At 66.3% G+C, this 18,925-nt stretch carries 16 protein-coding genes, 1 tRNA gene and 1 pseudogene; 12 read left to right on the top strand and 6 right to left on the bottom strand.

Going from position 1 to position 18,925, the window contains the following annotated elements:
• Window positions 1-91 precede the first annotated feature (91 nt).
• The 3 genes from mmsA to IXW21_RS07105 all read left to right on the top strand — a co-directional run bounded on the left by mmsA (window position 92) and on the right by IXW21_RS07105 (window position 4,147).
• Window positions 92-1,612 carry a multiple monosaccharide ABC transporter ATP-binding protein gene (gene mmsA / locus IXW21_RS07115; RefSeq protein ID WP_228528298.1) on the top strand — a complete coding sequence of 507 codons (1,521 nt, stop codon included), beginning with the start codon at window positions 92-94 and terminating at the stop codon, window positions 1,610-1,612.
• Window positions 1,609-2,967: a multiple monosaccharide ABC transporter permease gene (gene mmsB / locus IXW21_RS07110; protein ID WP_194763572.1), complete on the top strand. Its 1,359-nt coding sequence runs from the start codon at window positions 1,609-1,611 to the stop codon at window positions 2,965-2,967. The genes mmsA and mmsB overlap by 4 nt, the downstream gene beginning before the upstream one ends.
• A 61-nt stretch (window positions 2,968-3,028) precedes the next feature.
• A complete protein-coding gene (locus IXW21_RS07105; protein WP_194763571.1) occupies window positions 3,029-4,147 on the top strand; it encodes a sugar-binding protein in 1,119 nt (372 codons plus the stop codon).
• 105 nt (window positions 4,148-4,252) lie between these two features.
• Here the strand turns inward: IXW21_RS07105 and IXW21_RS07100 are convergent, their stop codons facing one another.
• The 4 genes from IXW21_RS07100 to IXW21_RS07085 all read right to left on the bottom strand — a co-directional run bounded on the left by IXW21_RS07100 (window position 4,253) and on the right by IXW21_RS07085 (window position 7,757).
• A complete protein-coding gene (locus IXW21_RS07100; protein WP_194763570.1) occupies window positions 4,253-4,918 on the bottom strand; it encodes a hypothetical protein in 666 nt (221 codons plus the stop codon).
• 179 nt (window positions 4,919-5,097) lie between these two features.
• Complete coding sequence (locus IXW21_RS07095; RefSeq protein ID WP_194763569.1) at window positions 5,098-5,640, bottom strand: hypothetical protein; 543 nt, start codon at window positions 5,638-5,640, stop codon at window positions 5,098-5,100.
• 3 nt (window positions 5,641-5,643) lie between these two features.
• On the bottom strand, window positions 5,644-6,027 hold the full coding sequence (locus IXW21_RS07090) for a hypothetical protein (protein ID WP_194763568.1): 384 nt from the start codon (window positions 6,025-6,027) through the stop codon (window positions 5,644-5,646).
• A gap of 278 nt (window positions 6,028-6,305) precedes the next feature.
• Window positions 6,306-7,757: an HNH endonuclease signature motif containing protein gene (locus tag IXW21_RS07085; RefSeq protein ID WP_194763567.1), complete on the bottom strand. Its 1,452-nt coding sequence runs from the start codon at window positions 7,755-7,757 to the stop codon at window positions 6,306-6,308.
• 97 nt (window positions 7,758-7,854) lie between these two features.
• Between IXW21_RS07085 and IXW21_RS07080 the strand changes: the two genes are divergently transcribed.
• From IXW21_RS07080 to IXW21_RS07050, 7 genes are all read left to right on the top strand, one after another.
• Entirely contained in the window at window positions 7,855-8,625 is a 771-nt protein-coding gene (locus tag IXW21_RS07080) for an alpha/beta fold hydrolase (protein WP_194763566.1), read from the top strand.
• A 119-nt stretch (window positions 8,626-8,744) separates the two neighbouring features.
• Window positions 8,745-9,413 (top strand): phosphotransferase, encoded by a 669-nt coding sequence (locus tag IXW21_RS07075; protein WP_194763565.1) that lies wholly within the window; start codon window positions 8,745-8,747, stop codon window positions 9,411-9,413.
• A 39-nt stretch (window positions 9,414-9,452) separates the two neighbouring features.
• A complete protein-coding gene (locus IXW21_RS07070) occupies window positions 9,453-11,264 on the top strand; it encodes an ABC-F family ATP-binding cassette domain-containing protein (RefSeq protein WP_194763564.1) in 1,812 nt (603 codons plus the stop codon).
• Window positions 11,265-11,466: 202 nt separating this feature from the next.
• Window positions 11,467-13,269, top strand: a complete 1,803-nt coding sequence (locus IXW21_RS07065) for a Na+/H+ antiporter (protein ID WP_194763563.1) — start codon at window positions 11,467-11,469, stop codon at window positions 13,267-13,269.
• A 92-nt stretch (window positions 13,270-13,361) separates the two neighbouring features.
• A complete protein-coding gene (locus IXW21_RS07060) occupies window positions 13,362-14,285 on the top strand; it encodes a MetQ/NlpA family ABC transporter substrate-binding protein (RefSeq protein ID WP_194763562.1) in 924 nt (307 codons plus the stop codon).
• Between the two features lie 100 nt (window positions 14,286-14,385).
• Entirely contained in the window at window positions 14,386-15,429 is a 1,044-nt protein-coding gene (locus tag IXW21_RS07055; RefSeq protein ID WP_194763561.1) for a methionine ABC transporter ATP-binding protein, read from the top strand.
• Window positions 15,429-16,088: a methionine ABC transporter permease gene (locus IXW21_RS07050; RefSeq protein WP_194763560.1), complete on the top strand. Its 660-nt coding sequence runs from the start codon at window positions 15,429-15,431 to the stop codon at window positions 16,086-16,088. Before IXW21_RS07055 ends, IXW21_RS07050 begins: the two co-directional genes overlap by 1 nt.
• A 12-nt stretch (window positions 16,089-16,100) precedes the next feature.
• Here the strand turns inward: IXW21_RS07050 and IXW21_RS07045 are convergent.
• Window positions 16,101-16,739 (bottom strand): annotated as a pseudogene (locus IXW21_RS07045) (pseudouridine synthase); the annotation flags it as partial.
• A 108-nt stretch (window positions 16,740-16,847) separates the two neighbouring features.
• Window positions 16,848-17,342, bottom strand: a complete 495-nt coding sequence (locus IXW21_RS07040; RefSeq protein WP_194763559.1) for a MarR family winged helix-turn-helix transcriptional regulator — start codon at window positions 17,340-17,342, stop codon at window positions 16,848-16,850.
• A gap of 72 nt (window positions 17,343-17,414) precedes the next feature.
• Here IXW21_RS07040 and IXW21_RS07035 point away from each other — a divergent pair.
• Both IXW21_RS07035 and glmU read left to right on the top strand, forming a co-directional pair.
• Window positions 17,415-17,486, top strand: a tRNA-Gln gene (locus IXW21_RS07035).
• A 1-nt stretch (window position 17,487) separates the two neighbouring features.
• Window positions 17,488-18,918, top strand: a complete 1,431-nt coding sequence (glmU, locus tag IXW21_RS07030; RefSeq protein WP_194763558.1) for a bifunctional UDP-N-acetylglucosamine diphosphorylase/glucosamine-1-phosphate N-acetyltransferase GlmU — start codon at window positions 17,488-17,490, stop codon at window positions 18,916-18,918.
• Window positions 18,919-18,925 lie beyond the last annotated feature (7 nt).

The following is an 18,925-nucleotide window of genomic DNA, read 5'->3' as shown; positions in this document are numbered from 1 at the left end:
AACGGTCACATCGAAGGTGGCCGCCCGTCGCGAGGAAGATCTTGTGAGCACCACAGCAACGTTGCCGGTCGTGTCAGGCCCCATCCTGGAGATGCGCAGCATCACCAAGGAGTTCCCGGGTGTCAAAGCGCTGTCCGATGTGTCCATCACCGTCCGGGCAGGCGAGATCCACGCGATCTGCGGCGAGAACGGTGCCGGCAAGTCGACACTGATGAAGGTCCTGTCCGGTGTCTACCCCTACGGCTCGTACGACGGCGACATCCTGCTGTACGGCGAGGAGCAGCGCTACCGCGACATCGCGGCGAGCGAGCAGGCCGGTATCGCGATCATCCACCAGGAGCTCGCCCTGATCCCCGAGCTGTCGATCACCGAGAACATCTTCCTCGGCAACGAGATCCGCCGCTTCGGCAAGATCGACTGGCAGGCGCAGCGGCAGCGCACGGTCGAACTGCTCGCTCGCGTCGGTCTGCGGGAGGATCCCGACGTGGCGATCAAGACGCTCGGCGTCGGCAAGCAGCAGCTGATCGAGATCGCGAAGGCGCTCAACAAGGACGTCAAGCTGCTGATCCTCGACGAGCCGACCGCGGCACTCAACGAGAACGACTCGCAGCACCTGCTCGACCTGATCCTCGGCCTGAAGGCCAAGGGGATCGCGTCGATCATGATCAGCCACAAGCTCAACGAGATCGAGCAGATCGCCGACGAGATCACGATCATCCGCGACGGACGCACGGTCGAGACGCTCGACATCTCCCGCGGCGAGATCAACGAGGACCGGATCATCCGCGGCATGGTCGGGCGTTCGCTCGAGAGCCGGTACCCCGATCGCACGCCCGATATCGGCGAGGTGTTCTTCGAGGTCAAGGACTGGTGGGTCCAGCACCCGACCGTGTCCGAGCGCATGGTCGTGAAGGGGTCGAACCTCACCGTCCGTCGCGGCGAGGTCGTCGGCATCGCGGGTCTCATGGGCGCGGGACGCACCGAGTTCATGATGAGCATCTTCGGGCGCTCGTACGGCAACTTCCAGTCGGGCACGATCGTGAAGGACGGCCAAGAGGTCACACTTCCCGATGTGTCGTCGGCGATCAAGCACGGACTCGCGTACGTGAGCGAGGACCGCAAGGTGCTCGGACTCAACCTGCTCGACACCATCAAGCGCTCCACGGTCGCCGCGAAGCTGTCGAAGATCTCCAAGCGCGGCGTGGTCGACGAGCGCGCCGAGTACTCGATCGCCGAGCAGTACCGCAAGGCTCTGCGCATCAAGGCGCCCTCCGTCGAGGAGGGCGTCGGCAAGCTTTCCGGCGGCAACCAGCAGAAGGTCGTGCTGGCGAAGTGGATGTTCACCGATCCCGACCTGCTGATCCTCGACGAGCCCACGCGCGGCATCGACGTCGGCGCCAAGTACGAGATCTACGCGATCATCAACGAACTCGCCTCTCAGGGCAAGGGCGTGATCGTCATCTCCAGCGAGCTGCCCGAACTCCTCGGAATCTCCGACCGCATCTACACCGTCTTCGAAGGTCGGGTCACCGACTGCATCCCGGCCGACCAGGCGACACCCGAGGCCCTCATGCGCAGCATGACCTCCGCTACTCAGAAAGCATCCGCATGACCACCGACATCACGACAACGAAGCGTGGCTTCCACTTCGGCGACATCCGCAAGATGTTCGGAAGCAACGGCACTTCGTCGCTGCGCCAGTTCGGCATCCTGGGCAGCCTCATCGTCATCATCGCGCTGTTCGAGATCCTGACGCTGCTGCGCAACGGTCCGAACGGCGCGACGTTGACCTCGGGCAACCTGATCAACGTCATCAACCAGTACTCGTTCATCCTGATCCTGGCGATCGGCATGGTGATGGTCATCATCATGGGCCACATCGACCTGTCGGTCGGGTCTGTAGCCGCGTTCACGGGCATCATCGTGGCGAAGTCGATGGCGGAGTGGAACCTCCCCTGGCCACTCGCGATCGTGCTCGGTCTCGCGGTCGGCGCGCTCGTCGGCGCCTGGCAGGGATTCTGGGTGGCATACGTCGGAGTCCCCGCGTTCATCGTGACCCTCGCCGGTATGCTCCTCTTCCGCGGCGCCCAGCAGTGGATCGGTGACGCCCAGACCATCCCGGTGCCCAAGGGCTTCCAGATCATCGGTACGGGCTACCTGCCCGAGGTCGGACTCCCGCTGCCGTTCAACGTGCCCACCATGCTGCTCGCGCTGGTGGCCGTCGCCTGGCTGATCTTCTGGGAGATCCGCACGCGTCGCATCCAGCACAAGATGGGCTCGGACAGTGCGCCGCTGTGGGTCAGCGTGGTCAAGGTCGTGCTGCTGTCGGTGGTCGTCCTGGTCGCCGCGTGGATGTTCGCGACCGGTCGTCCCGGTACGAGCTTCCCGGTACCGGGTCTCATCCTGCTGGCTCTCGTCATCATCTACTCGTTCATCACGCGCAACACCGTGTTCGGCCGTCACATCTACGCGGTCGGCGGCAACCGTCAGGCCGCGCGCCTCTCGGGCGTCAAGGACCGCTGGGTCGACTTCTTCGTCATGATGAACATGTCGGTCATGGCCGCCCTCGCCGGCATGATCTTCGTCGCGCGTTCGCAGGCATCCGGCCCGAACGACGGCACCGGCTGGGAGCTCGACGCGATCGCCTCGGTCTTCATCGGCGGTGCCGCCGTCGCCGGCGGTATCGGCACCGTGATCGGGTCGATCATCGGTGGCCTCGTCATGGCGTTCCTCAACAACGGCCTCGCCCTGCTCGGCCAGGGTGCCGACGTCGTCTCGATGATCAAGGGCATCGTGCTCCTGTTCGCGGTCGGCATCGACGTCTGGAACAAGCAGCAGGGCCGCCCCTCGATCATCGGGTTCATGACGCGTCGCTCCAGCCGCAACACCGACCCGGAGGCCTCACCGGTTTTCGAGCCCAACAAGACTTACCAGGCTCCGCCCGTCGACAAGACGCGGAGCGAGTAAGCGGAATCTGCGCGCAGTGCTCGCGCGCGGTATCCGTCAACATCACACAGAAAGAGATCACATGAAGAAGATCATCGTCACAGCGACAGCGCTCGTCGCGACGGCTGCCTTCGCACTCACCGGCTGCTCGGCCGAACGAGGCGGAGACACCGGTTCGGGATCGGGCGAAGAAGCCGCGGGCTTCGCGGCAGACTCCTCGATCGGCGTCGCGCTTCCGGACAAGACCAGCGAGAACTGGGTCCTCGCCGGCAAGCTCTTCACCGACGGTCTGGAAGAGGCCGGTTTCAAGGCCGACGTCCAGTACGCCCCGGCCAGCAACACGGTCGCCGAGCAGCAGAACCAGATCCAGGCCATGGTCACCAACGGCGCCAAGGTCATCATCATCGGCGCGAAGGACGGCAAGCAGCTGGCCACGCAGGTGCAGGCGGCGAAGGATGCCGGCGCATACGTGATCGCGTACGACCGTCTCATCGAGAACACCGAGGCTGTCGACTACTACGTCGCCTTCGACAACTTCAAGGTCGGTGAGCTGCAGGGTCAGGCGCTGCTCGACGGTCTCGAGGCTCGTGCGGGCCACGAGGCTCCGTACAACATCGAGCTGTTCTCGGGCTCGCCCGATGACGCCAACTCCAAGGTCTTCTTCGACGGCGCGATGAGCGTGCTGCAGGACAAGATCGACGACGGAACGCTGAACGTCGTTTCGGGTCAGACCGAGATCGCACAGACCGCGACCGAGGGATGGCTTCCGGAGAACGCGCAGAACCGCATGGACACGCTGCTCACCTCGTCGTACAGCGGTGACACCGTGGTCGACGGTGTGCTGTCGCCGAACGACACCCTGGCTCGCGCCATCATCACCTCGGTGCAGCAGGCCGGCAAGCCGGTTCCGGTCGTCACCGGTCAGGACTCCGAGGTCGAGTCCGTGAAGTCGATCATGGAGGGTGTGCAGTACTCCACGATCAACAAGGACACCACGCTTCTCGTGGAGCAGGCCATCAAGATGGTCGGCCAGCTTCAGGCGGGCGACACCGTCGACGTGAACGACGAGGAGTCGTACGACAACGGCGCCAAGATCGTTCCGGCCTACCTGCTCGACCCGGTCATCGTGACCAAGGAGAACGCGGCCGAGGCGTACGCCAACGTGCCGAGCCTCCTCGAGATCGTGGAGTCGTACCAGTAAGCGATTCCCGCTTCGCAGCGGATCAGCTCTGCAACGAACGAGCCGTCCGGACCTTCGGGTCCGGGCGGCTCGTTCGTGTCGATGTGCGCGACGCCGACAACCGCGTCAGCATCCGATGCCGTGCGGATCCTCGGTGCAGGTGTGGGCGACGAGGGCGGTGTGGGCTTCGAGGATGCGGATCTCCTGTGGTGCGCCGATTGTGGTGATCTCGCCGGGGAGGGGGATCCAACCGGTGCCGAAGTCGACCTCTGCGGTGTACGCCACGTCGACACGGGCGAGATAGTTCCCCCGCACCTTGTACATGTGGGTGGTGGGCGTGGGAGTGAACTGCTCCTGACCGAGCTCTTGCCACGTGCGTCCCGGCACTGTCGTACTCGAGGTGCTGCGGTCACCGTAGTCGTAGAGGTAGGTGATGGGAGAGAACCGGACGCTCAGCGCGACGCCGAACAACTCGCCGGTCTGGGTGTGGACGTCTGACGCTGCGATGAAGTTCGTGGGGAGGCCGGCGATGCCGACGTTACCGGGATCTGCACTCGCGGTGAGCGGCGGCGGTGCGAACTGCGCCAGGTCGGTGATGGTGATGGTGGGTGTTGAGGGTGCTGCGGGCGCTCCGTTGTCTCGAACCGGGGACGACTCGCCCGGACGGGTGGGCTCATGGCAGCGGACGGTGCCGGAGTCGTCCATGCAGTCCGCGAGGCGGATCGCGCGGTCGCTGGGTGGTGCGGGCTCTGTGGGGGAGCCGGGAGTGCTGGCGTCGCGGGTTCCGGGCATGCCGGGGGTGTTCGGAACTGCCGGGGTGCCTGAGCGCTGCTGGGTGCCCGAGATGGTCAGAGTCGAACCGTCCGCGGAGACCCCGCACCCCGAGATTGAAAGTGCGGTCTCTGAGCAAGCTGAGGTCCCCACCAGAGCAGCGGGACCCGTCACTACGGTTGCAAGGATCAGCGCGGCGATCAACATGGGAACTCCGCCAGCACGTTGTACTCGGAGATCAGCAGGGCATCGCGGTCACCGGTGAAATGAACCGCAACGGCGTACACATCGCTACGACCGGCGGCGGTCACATCAACACCGGACGAATCGATCGCCCGAACCCCACTGATATCCAGACAAGCCCTCGCTACGACCTCAAGCACTGACCCGCTCAGATCCGCGCGCACCCCCACAAAACTGAGGAGCTCAGCACGCCCCTCGAGTTTGATCTCTGCGGACTCGAGCTGCTGCGCGGCGGTGATCTCCTCGTCAAGTATCTGCCCCGTAAGGAGCGCAGTCGGATCGGCCTTCGCATCGCCACCACGCTTCGCATTCAACGCATCGTTGTACGCCCGGTACACCTCTTCCGCGGCGGCGAAAGCTTCCGCTTCCGAGGCGAAGGCCGGCGTGGGTGTGGGACTCGGCTTCGACTCCGGGGCGCACCCGACGAGGGCCGCGAGGATCATGCCTGTGCAGATCGTCATCGACACCAGGCTTCCTGTTCGCATTGCGCGGGTGGGCACGGCTCACCCTTCGTACACGTCGATGTCGAGGATCTCTTCGCATTCGTCGACAGGTATCGCGAAGGAGGAACCGATCACCAGGCGATCACCGACTGTGACGAACTCCATACTTTCCTGCTCGTATCTCGGAGACCCTGTCTGAGGCGAGATCACCTGCCCCTGTTCGTCGATCACTTCGTAGTCCGAATAGTCGGTGCACGCGACAGCCTTGATCATTCGCGGCCCCTCGACCTGTGTTGCGAAGAACTCCATGACCTCCGGACGTCCTCGGGTGGTGATGCCGTCTTGACCCAGGCGACCGAAGGCTGCGCTCAACTCTGAGTACATGTCCGGCGTCATGAGCTTCCCAAGGCGCTCGAACTCGGCGGGGTCGGTGAGGTCGATCATGCCCAGAGCGTCGAGGTATCCGCGATAGATCACCTCGGCTCGCGCAGCCGCATGCTCCGTCATCGGTGTCGCATCTCGTCGTGCTTCTGGTGCTGCGGTCGGTGTGCACGCGACGAGCGATGTCGCGAGCAGCAGAACTGCGAGAGCGTAGGTGGATATCGACTGATTCTGCGGGGTCATCGCGCCACCGTAGTGAATGCACGACGGTTTCGGCCGGAGTTATCCACAGATGGCGCCGCCGATCCACGCGTCGCATGACGGGTCGCGGAGAAGGCGTCTCAGAACGGCGCCGCGGCCTCGTCAGCCTCGGCGGCAGTGGCGAATGTGACGGTGTTTTGGGGTGGTGGGGTGTCCGTGTAGGTCCGCCCGGTGGGGCTGGTCCAGATGAGGACTCCGTTCTGTCTTTGTTCGACGTGCCAGGGGGTGTGGTGTTTGAGCACGTGGTGGCGTCGGCAGAGGGTGGCGAGGTTGGTGTCGTTGGTGTCGCCGCCTGTGGAGGCGGCGTGTGTGTGGTCGAGGTCGCTTTTGCGTGCCGGGATGCCGCAGCCGGGGAATCGGCATCGTGTGTCGCGGGCGCGGAGGTGTCGTCGGAGGTGCGTGCTGGGGCGGTAGCGGTCGACGGCGAGGATGCCGCCGGTGATGGGGTGGGTGAGGACGCGATCCCATCCGGTGGCGTTGCCAGCGAGATGCCGGGCTGTGTCGGAGTCGATCGGGACGACGCCATCCAGTTCAGCTGGTGGTGGTGGCTGTGGCGAGGGTGGTGAGTGAAAGTTCGAAGTGACTGCGCTTGTGTGCGGGGCTGAGCTGGTGGCGTCAGCGTCGGCGGTGTCGGCGGTGTCGGTGGTGTCTGAGTGGTCGCCGGTGTCGGTGTGGTCGCCGGTGTCGGTGTGGATGAGGGTGGTGATGGGGACGGTGATGGTGATGTGGGCGTGGAGTTCTGTGAGGAGGGTGTCGGTGCTGTCGTGTCCGGTGGGGGTTCCGGTGAGGACGAGGTCGGCGAGTAGGTCGGCGCGGATTTCGTCGACGGTGCGGGTGTCGGGGGTGTGGTCGTGGCCTGCGCGGCGGGCGTCGCGGGTGGCGCGGAGGTTCTCGGTGCGGATCAGGTGTGCCATCTGTGAGAGTCGGTCGAACATGCCGTGCACGAGGGCTGCGGGGGCGTGGGTGTGCAGGGCGGCCATCCCGTCGTCGCTCTCTGTGACCCAGACGCGGCGGTGGGTGCGTGCTTTCCGGTGTCGGGAGGTGATCGTGGTGGGGGCGAACCGTTCGGCGATGCGGCGGGCGAGGGGGCGTAGCCGGTTGGGGGATTCGTGTTCGGCGAGCGGGATCAGGATCGCCGCGTACTCGGCGTGGGCGGTGTCGGGCAGGTGGGAGCCGGCGTCGGTGATCACCCGGGAGTGGGCGGCGCTGATGCGGCCGGTGCCTTGGGCGGCCCACACGGTCGGGAACAGGTCGACGAGCACGGTCGCTGCGGCCATGCGCCGCTCGATCGTGCGATCGCTCGCCCGTTGCACCGCCGCGATCTCGGCCGCGACGGTGCGGATGGAGTGATCGCCCCTGTCCGGGTGATCGCCCTGTTTCGCGATCTCGATCGCGAGGCGCCCCGCCATGGCGAGTAGCCCGTCGCGTGCGGCGTGCATGCTGCTCACCGTCGCTTCCGCGACGTGCAGCGCCTCCACCAGAGCGGCGAGGGTCGCCATCTGGGAGTCGGTCGCATCGAGCAGCGCTGTCATGGGACTAGTAGATCACCCACCACCGATATTCGAAAGTAGTTTCGAATGTATTCCAGAATACGCATAAAACACCGACCAAGCATGGTTGACTCGCCTCATGCTCCTCCACGCCGTCGACACATCACCCAGCAGGTCGGGCGACCTCGGCCACGGCCTGCCCGTCGTGGTCCTTCTGCACGGCATGATGGGGTCGTCGGAGAGCTGGTGGCGCGTAGTCCCGCTTCTTACGGCTCGTGGACACCGTGTCCTCGCGATCGATCTCCCCGGCCATGGCCTGTCTCCGCGGGATCCATCGCTCACGATCGAGCAGGCGGCGGCCTCCGTCGTCGAGACGATCGCACACCTCGCTCCAGGAGAAGCGATCATCGCCATCGGTCACTCATACGGCGCCACCGTGCTTGCCGAAGCCGCGCAGACCGTCAATCCGCACCTCGCTGTGTACGTCGACGCAGGTCTGGCGCTGCGTGGAGGGGGCGACCGCCACACACTCGTGACCCAGTACGAGCGCGATCGACAGACGCGGATGTCAGCCGACACGTTGCGCGCCATGCGCCCGTTCTACTCGGAGAAGGACGCCCAGGTAGAGGCGCGTGCCGCTTCACAATTCGATCCCGAGACTATGGCGTCGATCTCGTGCGGAGACGGTCACACCTGGATACCAGAGCCGGGGTCCATCCTCGTGCACGCGCAACCGAGCGCGTGGGTGTCGCCGGACGACCTCCGACGCTTCGCGAGGGTTGGGGTGCAGGTGCGCGGGATACCGGGCGCAGCTCACTCCGTCTGGTTCAGCCACTTCGCGGAGTTCACGGCGTCCCTCCCGGAGCTGTTCGGACCGACGCCGGGCACGTCGACAAGCCCGAGGAGATGATGACCATGAATCCACCAGCAGATCTGGTGCTCGCTGAGTTCGGCGTCACACCCAGGCGTGGAGAGACGCTGCGAAAGCTCGCGGGTGGGCGCGGTCTGACATGGCGCGTAGGCGATACCGTGCTTCGCCCCTCTGCCGCAGATGGCGAGACCTCGTGGAAGGCGGCTGTGCTGGCAGAGCTCGCTCACACCGATGCGTTCCGCACGCCTCGCCCGATCGTCGCCCGCTCGGGATCCTGGTCCGTAGACGGATGGGAGGCATGGCAGTGGGTGCCGGGTGGCACCGACGAGAAGCGCGTCGACGAGGTGCGCGCCACAGGTGCGGCGTTCCATGAAGCGATCCGAGAGCTCCGACGTCCTGGCTTCCTCGCAGATGACCCGTGGGCGCGCTCCGACAGGATCGCCTGGGAGGAGGCAGCCCTCCCGCGAGAGCGCACACTCGAACGCCTCGCAGATGCCTTCGCGCCCGTAACCGCTCCATCCCAGATGATCCACGGCGACCTCCTGGGCAACGTCATGTTCGCCCAGGGGCACCCGCCGTCGATCATCGACTGGGCTCCGTACTGGCGCCCCGCCGGGTTCGCCGATGCGATCGTTCTCGCTGATGCGGCGTGCTGGCACGGCCTCGATGTCCAGGAGATGCGCCGGTCGGCTGAGGGCGTGCCCGAGGGACGGCAGCTCCTGATCCGGGCGCTCGTCTTCCGAATCGCGACGTTCCACCTGCTGGGTCGCTGGGATGCGCAGATGGAGGCGCATCACGAAGCCGCGATCGAGGTCGCCCTCACCTGACCGGTCCGCACAGCCCACGCGACTACCCTGGAGAGCGATATGGCACATCTTCTCGGGGCTGAGGCCCTTCATCTCGAATATCCGACGAGGGTCGTCTTCGACTCCGTGACCCTCGGCATCGAAGAAGGTGACCGCATCGGCATCGTCGGCCGCAACGGCGACGGCAAGTCGAGCCTGCTCGGCATGCTGGCCGGCATCAAGGAGCCGAACTCCGGCCGGGTCACGGTGCGCGGCGGCACGACCGTCGGCGTGCTTGACCAGGCAGACACCCTCAGCGATGACCTGACCATCAGTGCAGCAGTCGTGGGTGACACTCCTGAGTACGAATGGGCGGGCGACCCCCGCATTCGCGACGTGATCGAGGGTCTGCTGAAGGATCTGCCCTGGGACGCCGAGATCGGCTCGCTCAGCGGTGGCCAGCGCCGTCGCGTGTCGCTTGCCAAGCTGCTGACCGGAGACTGGGACGTCATCGCCCTCGATGAGCCCACAAACCACCTCGACGTCGAAGCCATCACCTGGCTTGCCGGGCACCTCAAGAAGCGATGGAGCGCCAACTCCGGCGCGCTCATGGTCGTGACGCACGACCGGTGGTTCCTCGACGAGGTCTGCACCGAGACCTGGGAGGTGCACGACCGTATCGTCGAGCCCTTCGAAGGTGGATACGCGGCATACATCCTGCAGCGCGTCGAGCGCGACCGCATGGCGGCGGCCACCGAAGCCAAGCGGCAGAACCTCGCCAAGAAGGAGCTCGCCTGGCTTCGTCGCGGAGCGCCCGCCCGCACCGCGAAGCCGAAGTTCCGCATCGATGCGGCCAACGAGCTGATCGCCGACGTGCCGGAGATCCGCGACAAGATCTCGCTGCAGTCGCTCGCCGTCTCGCGTCTCGGAAAAGACGTCGTCGACCTGCTCGACGTCGGAGTGACCTACCCGACCGCCGACGGCGGCGAGCGCGAGGTGCTGCGCGACGTCGAATGGCGCATCGCACCGGGGGAGCGGACCGGAATACTCGGCGTCAACGGCGCCGGCAAGTCGACACTGCTCGGCCTCATCTCAGGCACGGTCGAACCCACCGTCGGACGCGTGAAGCGCGGCACGACCGTCAAGGTCAAGACGCTGACCCAGCGCCTCGACGAGCTCGAGGACGTGCGCCGCGAGCCGGTGCGTGTCGTGATCTCGCGGCTGCGCACCTCGTACACGATGGGCTCCGGCTCGAAAGCGCAAGAGCTCACCCCGGGGCAGCTGCTCGAGCGGCTCGGTTTCGATTCCGCCCAGCTTTCCACACCGGTCAAGGATCTCTCCGGCGGCCAGCAGCGTCGGCTCCAGCTGCTGCTCGTACTTCTCGACCAGCCCAACGTGCTCATCCTCGACGAGCCGACCAACGACCTCGACACCGACATGCTCGCCGCGATCGAGGACCTGCTCGACTCGTGGTCGGGAACCCTGCTCGTCGTCAGCCACGACCGGTACTTCCTCGAGCGCGTGACCGATCAGCAGTTCGCGATCCTCGACGGGCACCTGCGGCACCTCCCCGGAGGTGTCGACGAGTACCTGCGTCTGCGGCAGTTGCAGACTTCTGCACCCGGAAAGTCGCAGACGGCCGTCAACACTGAGAAGAAGGCCCCGAGTCTGGACGGCGCGGCCCTGCGGGCAGCGCAGAAGGAAGTCTCGGCGCTCGAGCGCCGCATTCAGAAGCTCACTCAGCAGGTCGACAAGGCGAAGACCGCTCTCGCCGATCACGACCAGTCGGACTTCGCGGGACTCGGCGAGAAGATGAAAGCGATCAGCGATCAGCAGGTCGAGATCGAGGAACTCGAACTCCGTTGGTTCGAGCTGACGGAAGAGCTCGACTGACGGAAGAGCTCGACTGACGGAAGACCGCGACTGACGGAAGAGCGCGACTGACGGAAGAGCGCGACTGACCGAAGAGCCGATCTCACCCTGGCGAACGCGCGGCCGCGGGAATACCGTTGCCCTGCGAGAGGCTGTGCTCTGGGCGGGGTTCGATACCGACAGGGATCGCACAGCATGATCCTGCGGTACCCGGGAGGTTCACATGGAAGGACTCGAGGTCACCGTCCTGATCGGACTCACGATCCTCGTCGGTGCGTTGATCGCACCTCGCGTGCGGCTGGCGTTGCCCCTGGTGCTCGTGATCCTCGGGCTGTTGCTCGGATTCGTCCCGCAGTTGCGTGAGATCCAGCTGCCGCCGGAGACCGTGCTGCTGCTGTTCCTCCCCGTGATGCTGTTCTGGGAGAGCCTCACGACGTCGCTCCGTTCCATCCGGCGCGACTTCCGTTACATCCTCCCCATGAGCACGGTGCTCGTCGTGGCATCCGCTTTCGCCGTCGCGGGTGTCGGGCTTCTGTTCGGGATGCCGTGGGAGACCGCGCTCATCCTCGGGGCCGCCGTCGCCCCGCCGGATGCCACGGCTGTCGCCGCGCTCGGTCGACTCCTGCCGCGGCGGATGTTCATGAAGCTCAAGGCCGAGAGCCTGACCAACGACGGCACCGCGCTGGTGCTCTACGCCATCGCCGTGTCACTGGCGCTCGGCGGCAACATCACGCCGCTGTCAGTCACGATGTCGGTACTCACCTCGTACATCGGGGGCATCGCGGCGGGAGCTGTGATCGCCGCTCTGGGCTACCTGCTGCTGCGTCGCACGTCGTCGACGGTCGTGATCAACGTCACCCTGCTTCTCGTGCCGTTCTCCGCGTTCCTGCTCGCCGAGATCGTGCACGCCTCCGGCGTTCTCGCCGTCGTCGTCGCCGGTCTCATCGTCGCGTACGTGTCGCCCCGCGTCACCACGGCCTCGTCGAGGCGTCAGGCCGACGCCGCCTGGCCGTTCGGGGTCTTCCTGCTCAACGGCGCCCTCTTCGTGCTGATCGGCCTCGAGGTGCAGTTCGTCGCGCACGAGATCTCGGCAGCGGCGATCGGGCGGCTCGTCCTCATCACCCTCGGTGTGTGGGCGACGCTGCTGGTCGTGCGCTACCTGTTCCAGCTGATGAACATGCCTTTCCAGCGCCGAACCGGCACCCGGCCCTCGAAGGGGGCGAGAGCCCGCTCGATGGCGGTGTCGACCGTCGCGGGGATGCGAGGTGCCGTCTCCCTCGCGATCGCGCTGTCGGTTCCAGCGGCCAGTGCGACGGAGGGGGAGATCGCCGGACGTGACGAGATCGTCTTCGTCACTGCGGGTGTGATCCTGCTGAGCCTCCTCGTGCAGGGGCCGCTGCTGCCGGCGATCGTGCGGTGGGCGCGGTTCCCCGTGGACCACGCGGAGGACGAGGAGTACGAGCTCGCCGAACGCGCCATCTCCGGTGCGGCCCTCGCCGCGCTCGACGACCTCGCCACCGAGCATGGCGTCGGCCAGGAGATCCGCGACAAGGTCCGCGCCGAGGGCTATCAGATGCTCGAGTTCTCGAACGCTCGCGCACTCGCGCGCGAGCAGGAGATCGTGGATGCCGAAGCGCGTGCCCTCGACCAGCTCCTCGACGAGCCCGATCCGCTGGGAGCCACCGGTTCCGAGCCGACCGGCGGAGAGCTCGGCATCGGGGGAGTCCCGGCGCCGGCGTCTCTGAGCGCAGACGCCGACACAGTGCCCGCTCCCGACGGCGGTGAGGTCGAAGTCCGGACGCTGCAGATGATCGCGACGTCCGCCGACGTCGACGTGATGCAGCGCTCGCCGCTGCTGCGCCACGAGGAGCACACGCGCCTCAAGCTCGCCCTGCTCGACCGCAAACGCGAGGTGCTGCTCGGACTGCGGCGCGGCGGTACGGTCGATGACCTCGTGGTGCGCCGGATCTCGGCACGACTCGACCTCGAGCAGGTGCGTCTGCAGGGTATCGAGGAGTACGACTGAGCGCTGTGACGCTCTGTGACGTCACGATTCTCCGAGATCGGGTATGAATGCCTAACGTGTTCGAGTCCCCCAAGAGAGGAACCCGAACACCCATGTCCTTCACAGCATCCCGCCGGACCACGTCCGTCATCGCCGCGCTCACCGCGGTCCCGCTCTTCGTCGCCCTCGCGGGCTGCGCGACGGCATCCTCCGACGCCGGCTCCGGCGACTCCGGATCGTCCGAGAACGAGACCGTCAAGGTCGGCGTCGTCGGCAAGGGCGACGCGCAGTGGGCGCCCTTCGTCGAGGCCGCGGCCGAAGAGGGCATCACGGTCGAGCTCGTCGACTTCGGCTCCTACGAGCAGCCGAACCCGGCGCTGACCGAGGGCGAGATCGACCTCAACCAGTTCCAGCACATCGTGTACCTGGCCGATTACAACGTGAACTCCGGCTCGGACCTCACCCCGATCGGCTCGACCGCGATCTACCCGCTGGGTCTCTACTCGAAGAAGTACGACGACGTCGACAGCATCCCCGAGGGCGAGACCGTCGCTGTTCCGGATGACGCGTCGAATCAGGCCCGTGCCCTCCTCGTGCTCCAGTCGGCCGGTCTCATCGAGCTGAAGAGCGGTGGCACGATCTTCTCCGACGTCGCCGACGTCGACACCGACAAGTCCAAGGTCAAGGTCACGGCACTCGAGGCCGCGCTGATCCCGACCTCGCTGCCCGATGTGGCCGCCGCGATCATCAACAACGACTTCGTGGAGGACTCCGGTCTGACCTTCGACGACGCGATCGCGCAGGACGACCCGGAGGACCCGAACGCGCTGCCGTACGTGAACATCTTCGCGTCGCGCGCCGAGGACGCCGACAACGAGACGTACCTCAAGCTCGTCGAGATCTTCCAGACCAACGAAGACGTCCAGGCCGGTCTGATCGAATCCTCGGGTGACACCGCGGTTCCGCTGCAGACCCCCGTCGAGGACCTCGTGTCGTCGCTGGAGAAGGTCCAGAAGGACACCGAAGCGCAGAAGTGAGTCCGGTGGGAGGGAAACCTCCCGCCTGATGCGAGAGAATCGGGTGGCGCTGCGTGCGTCACCCGATTCTTCGTTCCCGAAGCAGACCGGAGCAGCACACATGCCCATCGTGAGCCTGACCAACGTGTCGAAGGCATACCCCTCCCGCACCCCGGGCGACGGCGAGATCGTCGCCGTCGACGACGTCACCCTCGACATCGAGAAGGGCGACGTCTTCGGCATCATCGGATACTCCGGTGCGGGCAAGTCGACACTCGTGCGCCTGATCAACGCACTCGAACCCGCGACCGGCGGCACGATCCTCGTCGACGGGGTTGATGTCACCGCGCTCCGCGAGAGCGAGTTGCGCAAGGTCCGCGGGGGGATCGGCATGATCTTCCAGCAGTTCAACCTGTTCGCCTCGCGCAGCGTCAAGGCGAACATCGCCTATCCGCTGAAGCTGGCGGGATGGTCGAAACCCGACATCGAGAAGCGCGTCACCGAGCTCCTCAGCTTCGTCGGCCTGGCCGACAAGGCCAAGGCGTACCCCGAACAGCTCTCAGGAGGACAGAAGCAGCGCGTCGGCATCGCCCGCGCTCTCGCCACCGATCCGGCGATCCTGCTCGCTGACGAGGCCACGAGCGCCCTCGACCCACAGACCACGCACGAGGTGCTCGATCTGCTCAAGCGGGTCAACCAGGAGCAGGGCGTCACGATCGTGGTCATCACGCACGAGATGGACGTCATCCAGACGATCGCCACCAAGGTGGCCGTGATGGAGAACGGACGTGTCATCGAGAAGGGTGACGTGTTCGACGTCTTCTCGGCCCCGCAGAACCCCGCGTCGCAGCGCTTCGTCGGCACGGTCGTGAAGGGCATCCCGACACCGTCCGAGCTGTCGGTGCTGCGCGACCGGCACCAGGGTCGGCTCGTCACCTTCTCGTTCCGTGACGGCGACTCCTCGCAGGCCCAGGTGTTCCTCGACCTCGCGGGCGCGGGGCTCGACTTCGAGCTCGTCTACGGCGGCATCAATGACATCCGCGGGCGGGCCTTCGGGCACCTCACGCTCGCGATCCGCGGCGAGGATGCGGTCGTCGACCGCACGCTCGCAGGAATCAGCGAACGCGTCGAAGTCACGGAGATCGCCGGAGAGGGGGCGCGCTGATGGATCGTCTGAACGAACTGTGGCCCGAGTTCTGGAAGGCCGCACTCGAGACGCTGTACATGACGTCGTTCGCCCTGGTGCTCGGCGGCATCCTCGGCCTCGCGATCGGCGTGATCCTCTACGTCACACGCCCGGGCGGTCTCGCCCAGAACAAGCCGGTCTCGGTCGTCGCGAACCTCGCCGTCAACTTCTTCCGCCCCATCCCGTTCGTGATCTTCATGGCGGTGGCGCAGCCGTTCGCGCGTGTGGTCGTCGGCACCGGCATCGGCACCACGGCAGGAGCCTTCATCATCGGTCTGGCCGCTGCCTTCGCGATCGGTCGCATCGTCGAGCAGCACCTCGTCTCGGTATCGCCGGGGGTCATCGAGGCCGCTCGCGCGATGGGTGCCGGCCCCTGGCGAATCCTGTTCACCGTCGCGATCCCCGAGTCGCTCGGCCCCCTCATCCTCGGCTACACCTTCATCGTGGTCGCGCTGATCGACATGACGGCGATGGCCGGTCTGATCGGCGGTGGCGGCCTCGGCGCCTTCGCGCAGATCTACGGCTTCCGGCAGTTCGAGCCGTTGGTCATGTGGGCGGCGATCATCCTCATCGTGGTGTTCGTGCACCTCGTGCAGATGCTCGGCACGCGCCTGGCGCGCAAGATCATGCGCCGCTGACGCGGCGAGGTGCACCCGCAGCTGATGCATCTTGCCGCTGTGCGGGCGCAGCAGCGTGTGCACGACGCGCGCGTCGGCGTCGATCACCTCGATCGCCGTCTCGGCGTTCGGCTCCCGCTCGTCGTCGACCTGCACCTTCAGCTCGTTGCGGAGCTTGACGATGTGATTGCGATAGACGAGGGGGAATCGCGATGCGTCCCACTCTGCCGGGCGCGCGGACACTGCCTCGTAGACCTTCTGCACCTGCCGCTTCTCGAACATCAGCTGGTACGGAGCTCTGGTCTGCGGCCGCGCCGAGAACATGAGCACACCTGCGGTCGCCCGGTCGAGACGGTGGATCGGGGCCAGCTCGTCGTTGCCGAGCAGGTTGCGCAGACGGATCAGCGCCGAGTTCTGCAGGAACTTCCCGCCGGGGATGGTCGGCAGGAAGTGCGGCTTGTCGATGACCACCAGGTCGTCGTCCTGATGGATGACCTCGATCTCGACGGGGAGCCGGGTCTCGACAGGAGGATCGCGGTAGTACCAGATGAACTCCTCGACCCCCAGTGGGGTCTCCCGCGTGAGCGGTCTGCCGTCGCGGGCCACGATCTCGCCCCGGTCGAAGCGCGAGAGCAGCCCCTCCGGGTCGAGGTGGAAGAAGCGCTCGATCATGTAGGCGCCGACGGTCGGCCAGTCGCCGCTCAACGGAACGTGCAGACGCGTCGCGCCGACGCCGTCGCGCACGGGAAGAGGGGAGAGCATCGCCATGTCGTCAGACCCTCACGCGTCGAAGCTGAGGCTGAGCTTGCGCAGCAGCGCGGCCAGCCGGTCGCGATCCCCGCGCGACAGAGCCTTGAGCAGTTCGGCCTCGACATCGACGAGGCGGGTGATCGCGGCATCCACCCTGATGCGTCCGTCGTCGGTCAGTGTGACGAGCACGCTGCGGCCGTCTGCAGGGTCTGCTTCGCGGCGCACGAAGCGCCGACCCACCAGGCGGTCGATGCGGTTGGTCATCGTGCCACTCGACACGAGCGTCTGCTGCAGCAGCTGCTTGGGGGAGAGCTGGAAGGGTGTTCCCGCCCGGCGCAGCGCCGACAGAACGTCCCACTCCCAAGCCTCGAGATCGCTGCGACGGAAGACGTCGCGCCGCGCGCGGTCGAGCAGGCGGGTCAGCCGATCCATCCTCGACAGCACCTCGAGGGGCGAGAAGTCGAGGTCGGGGCGCTGCGTGTTCCAGGCGCCGACGATCCGGTCAACCTCATCCGCCTCAGTCATCCGTCCATTATCGCCGGTAGCAGGCATGCGGACGTGGCAGACTTGACCCCGCGGCTCTCTCGGGGGCCGTGGTCCGCCGTGGTGTAATGGCAGCACGACAGCCTTTGGAGCTGTGAGGTCTAGGTTCGAGTCCTGGCGGCGGAGCATGACTGGGAACAAGCTCGCCATCATCGTCCTCGCCGCAGGACAGGGCACGCGTATGCGCTCTCGCCTGCCGAAGGTGCTGCACTCGATCGGAGGGCGACCCCTGGTCGGGCACGTGCTGACCACGGCCACGCGATTGGGTGCCGACCACATCGAGGTCGTCGTGAGGCATGAGCGCGATCAGGTGGTCGCGGCACTCACCGAGGCCTACCCGGCAGCCGTGTTCGTCGATCAGGACGACATCCCCGGCACCGGTCGTGCCGTGCAGGTGGCGATCGATCAGCTTCCCGCCGACTTCGACGGCGATGTTCTGGTCCTCTCGGGCGACTGCCCGCTCGCGGATGCCGACACCCTTTCGAGCTTCCTCGCCGAGCACCGGGCATCCGGAGCGCCGGCGACCCTCATGACGGCTGTGGTCGACGACCCGACGGGATACGGCAGGGTCATCCGTGATGTCGACGGCGGCGTCGACCGCATCGTCGAGCAGAAGGATGCGGATGCCGACGAGGCGGCCGTGCGCGAGATCAACGCGGGCATGTACGTCTTCCGTGCGGCGACCCTGCGCACCTACCTGCCCGAGATCGGCGTCGACAACGCGCAGGGCGAGATGTATCTCACCGACGTCCCCGGCCTCCTCCGTCGCGACGGTGACCGCGTCGCCGCATCCGTCGTGTCCGATGTGACCGTCACCTACGGCGTGAACGACCGCGCGCAGCTCGCGCTGGTGGGGCGCCTCCTCAACGACCGGATCGTGCGCCGCTGGCAGCTCGAGGGCGTGACGATTATCGACCCGGCGACGACCTGGATCGATGACGATGCGAAGCTCGCCCCCGATGTCACGATCCTTCCGAACACGCACATCCTGAAGGCGACGGTCATCGCCGAGGGCGCGATCATCGGACCCGACACGACTCTCGTCGACTGCGAGGTGGGGGAGGACGCGATCGTCCGTCGGACCGACGCCACGCTCGCCGTGATCGGCGCAGAGGCCACGGTCGGCCCGTTCTCGTTCCTTCGCCCCGGCACCGTGCTCGGCGCCAAGGGCAAGATCGGCGCCTATGTCGAGACCAAGAACGCGGAGATCGGCGAGGGCAGCAAGGTCCCGCACCTCTCGTACGTGGGCGATGCGACCATCGGCCGCGGGGTGAACCTCGGTGCGAGCACGATCACGGCGAACTACGACGACGTGAACAAGCACCGCACCGTGGTCGAGGACGAGGTGCACACCGGCTCGCACACGACCCTCGTCGCGCCCGTTAGGCTGGGAGCAGGCGCCAAGACAGGTGCCGGCGCCGTGGTCCGCAAGGATGTGCCCGCCGGATCCCTTGCCATGAGCGTCGCCCCTCAGCGCAACATCGAGGGTTGGGTCGAGAAGAACAGGGCAGGCACGGGCGCGGCAGACGCCGCAGCCCGATCCCGAGTGGCGGAGTAGGCAAAAA

Origin of the sequence: Microbacterium sp. UFMG61 (genome assembly GCF_015354505.1) — a bacterium.
Classification (GTDB): Bacteria; Actinomycetota; Actinomycetes; order Actinomycetales; family Microbacteriaceae; genus Microbacterium.
This window is presented reverse-complemented; position numbering and strand designations above follow the sequence as displayed.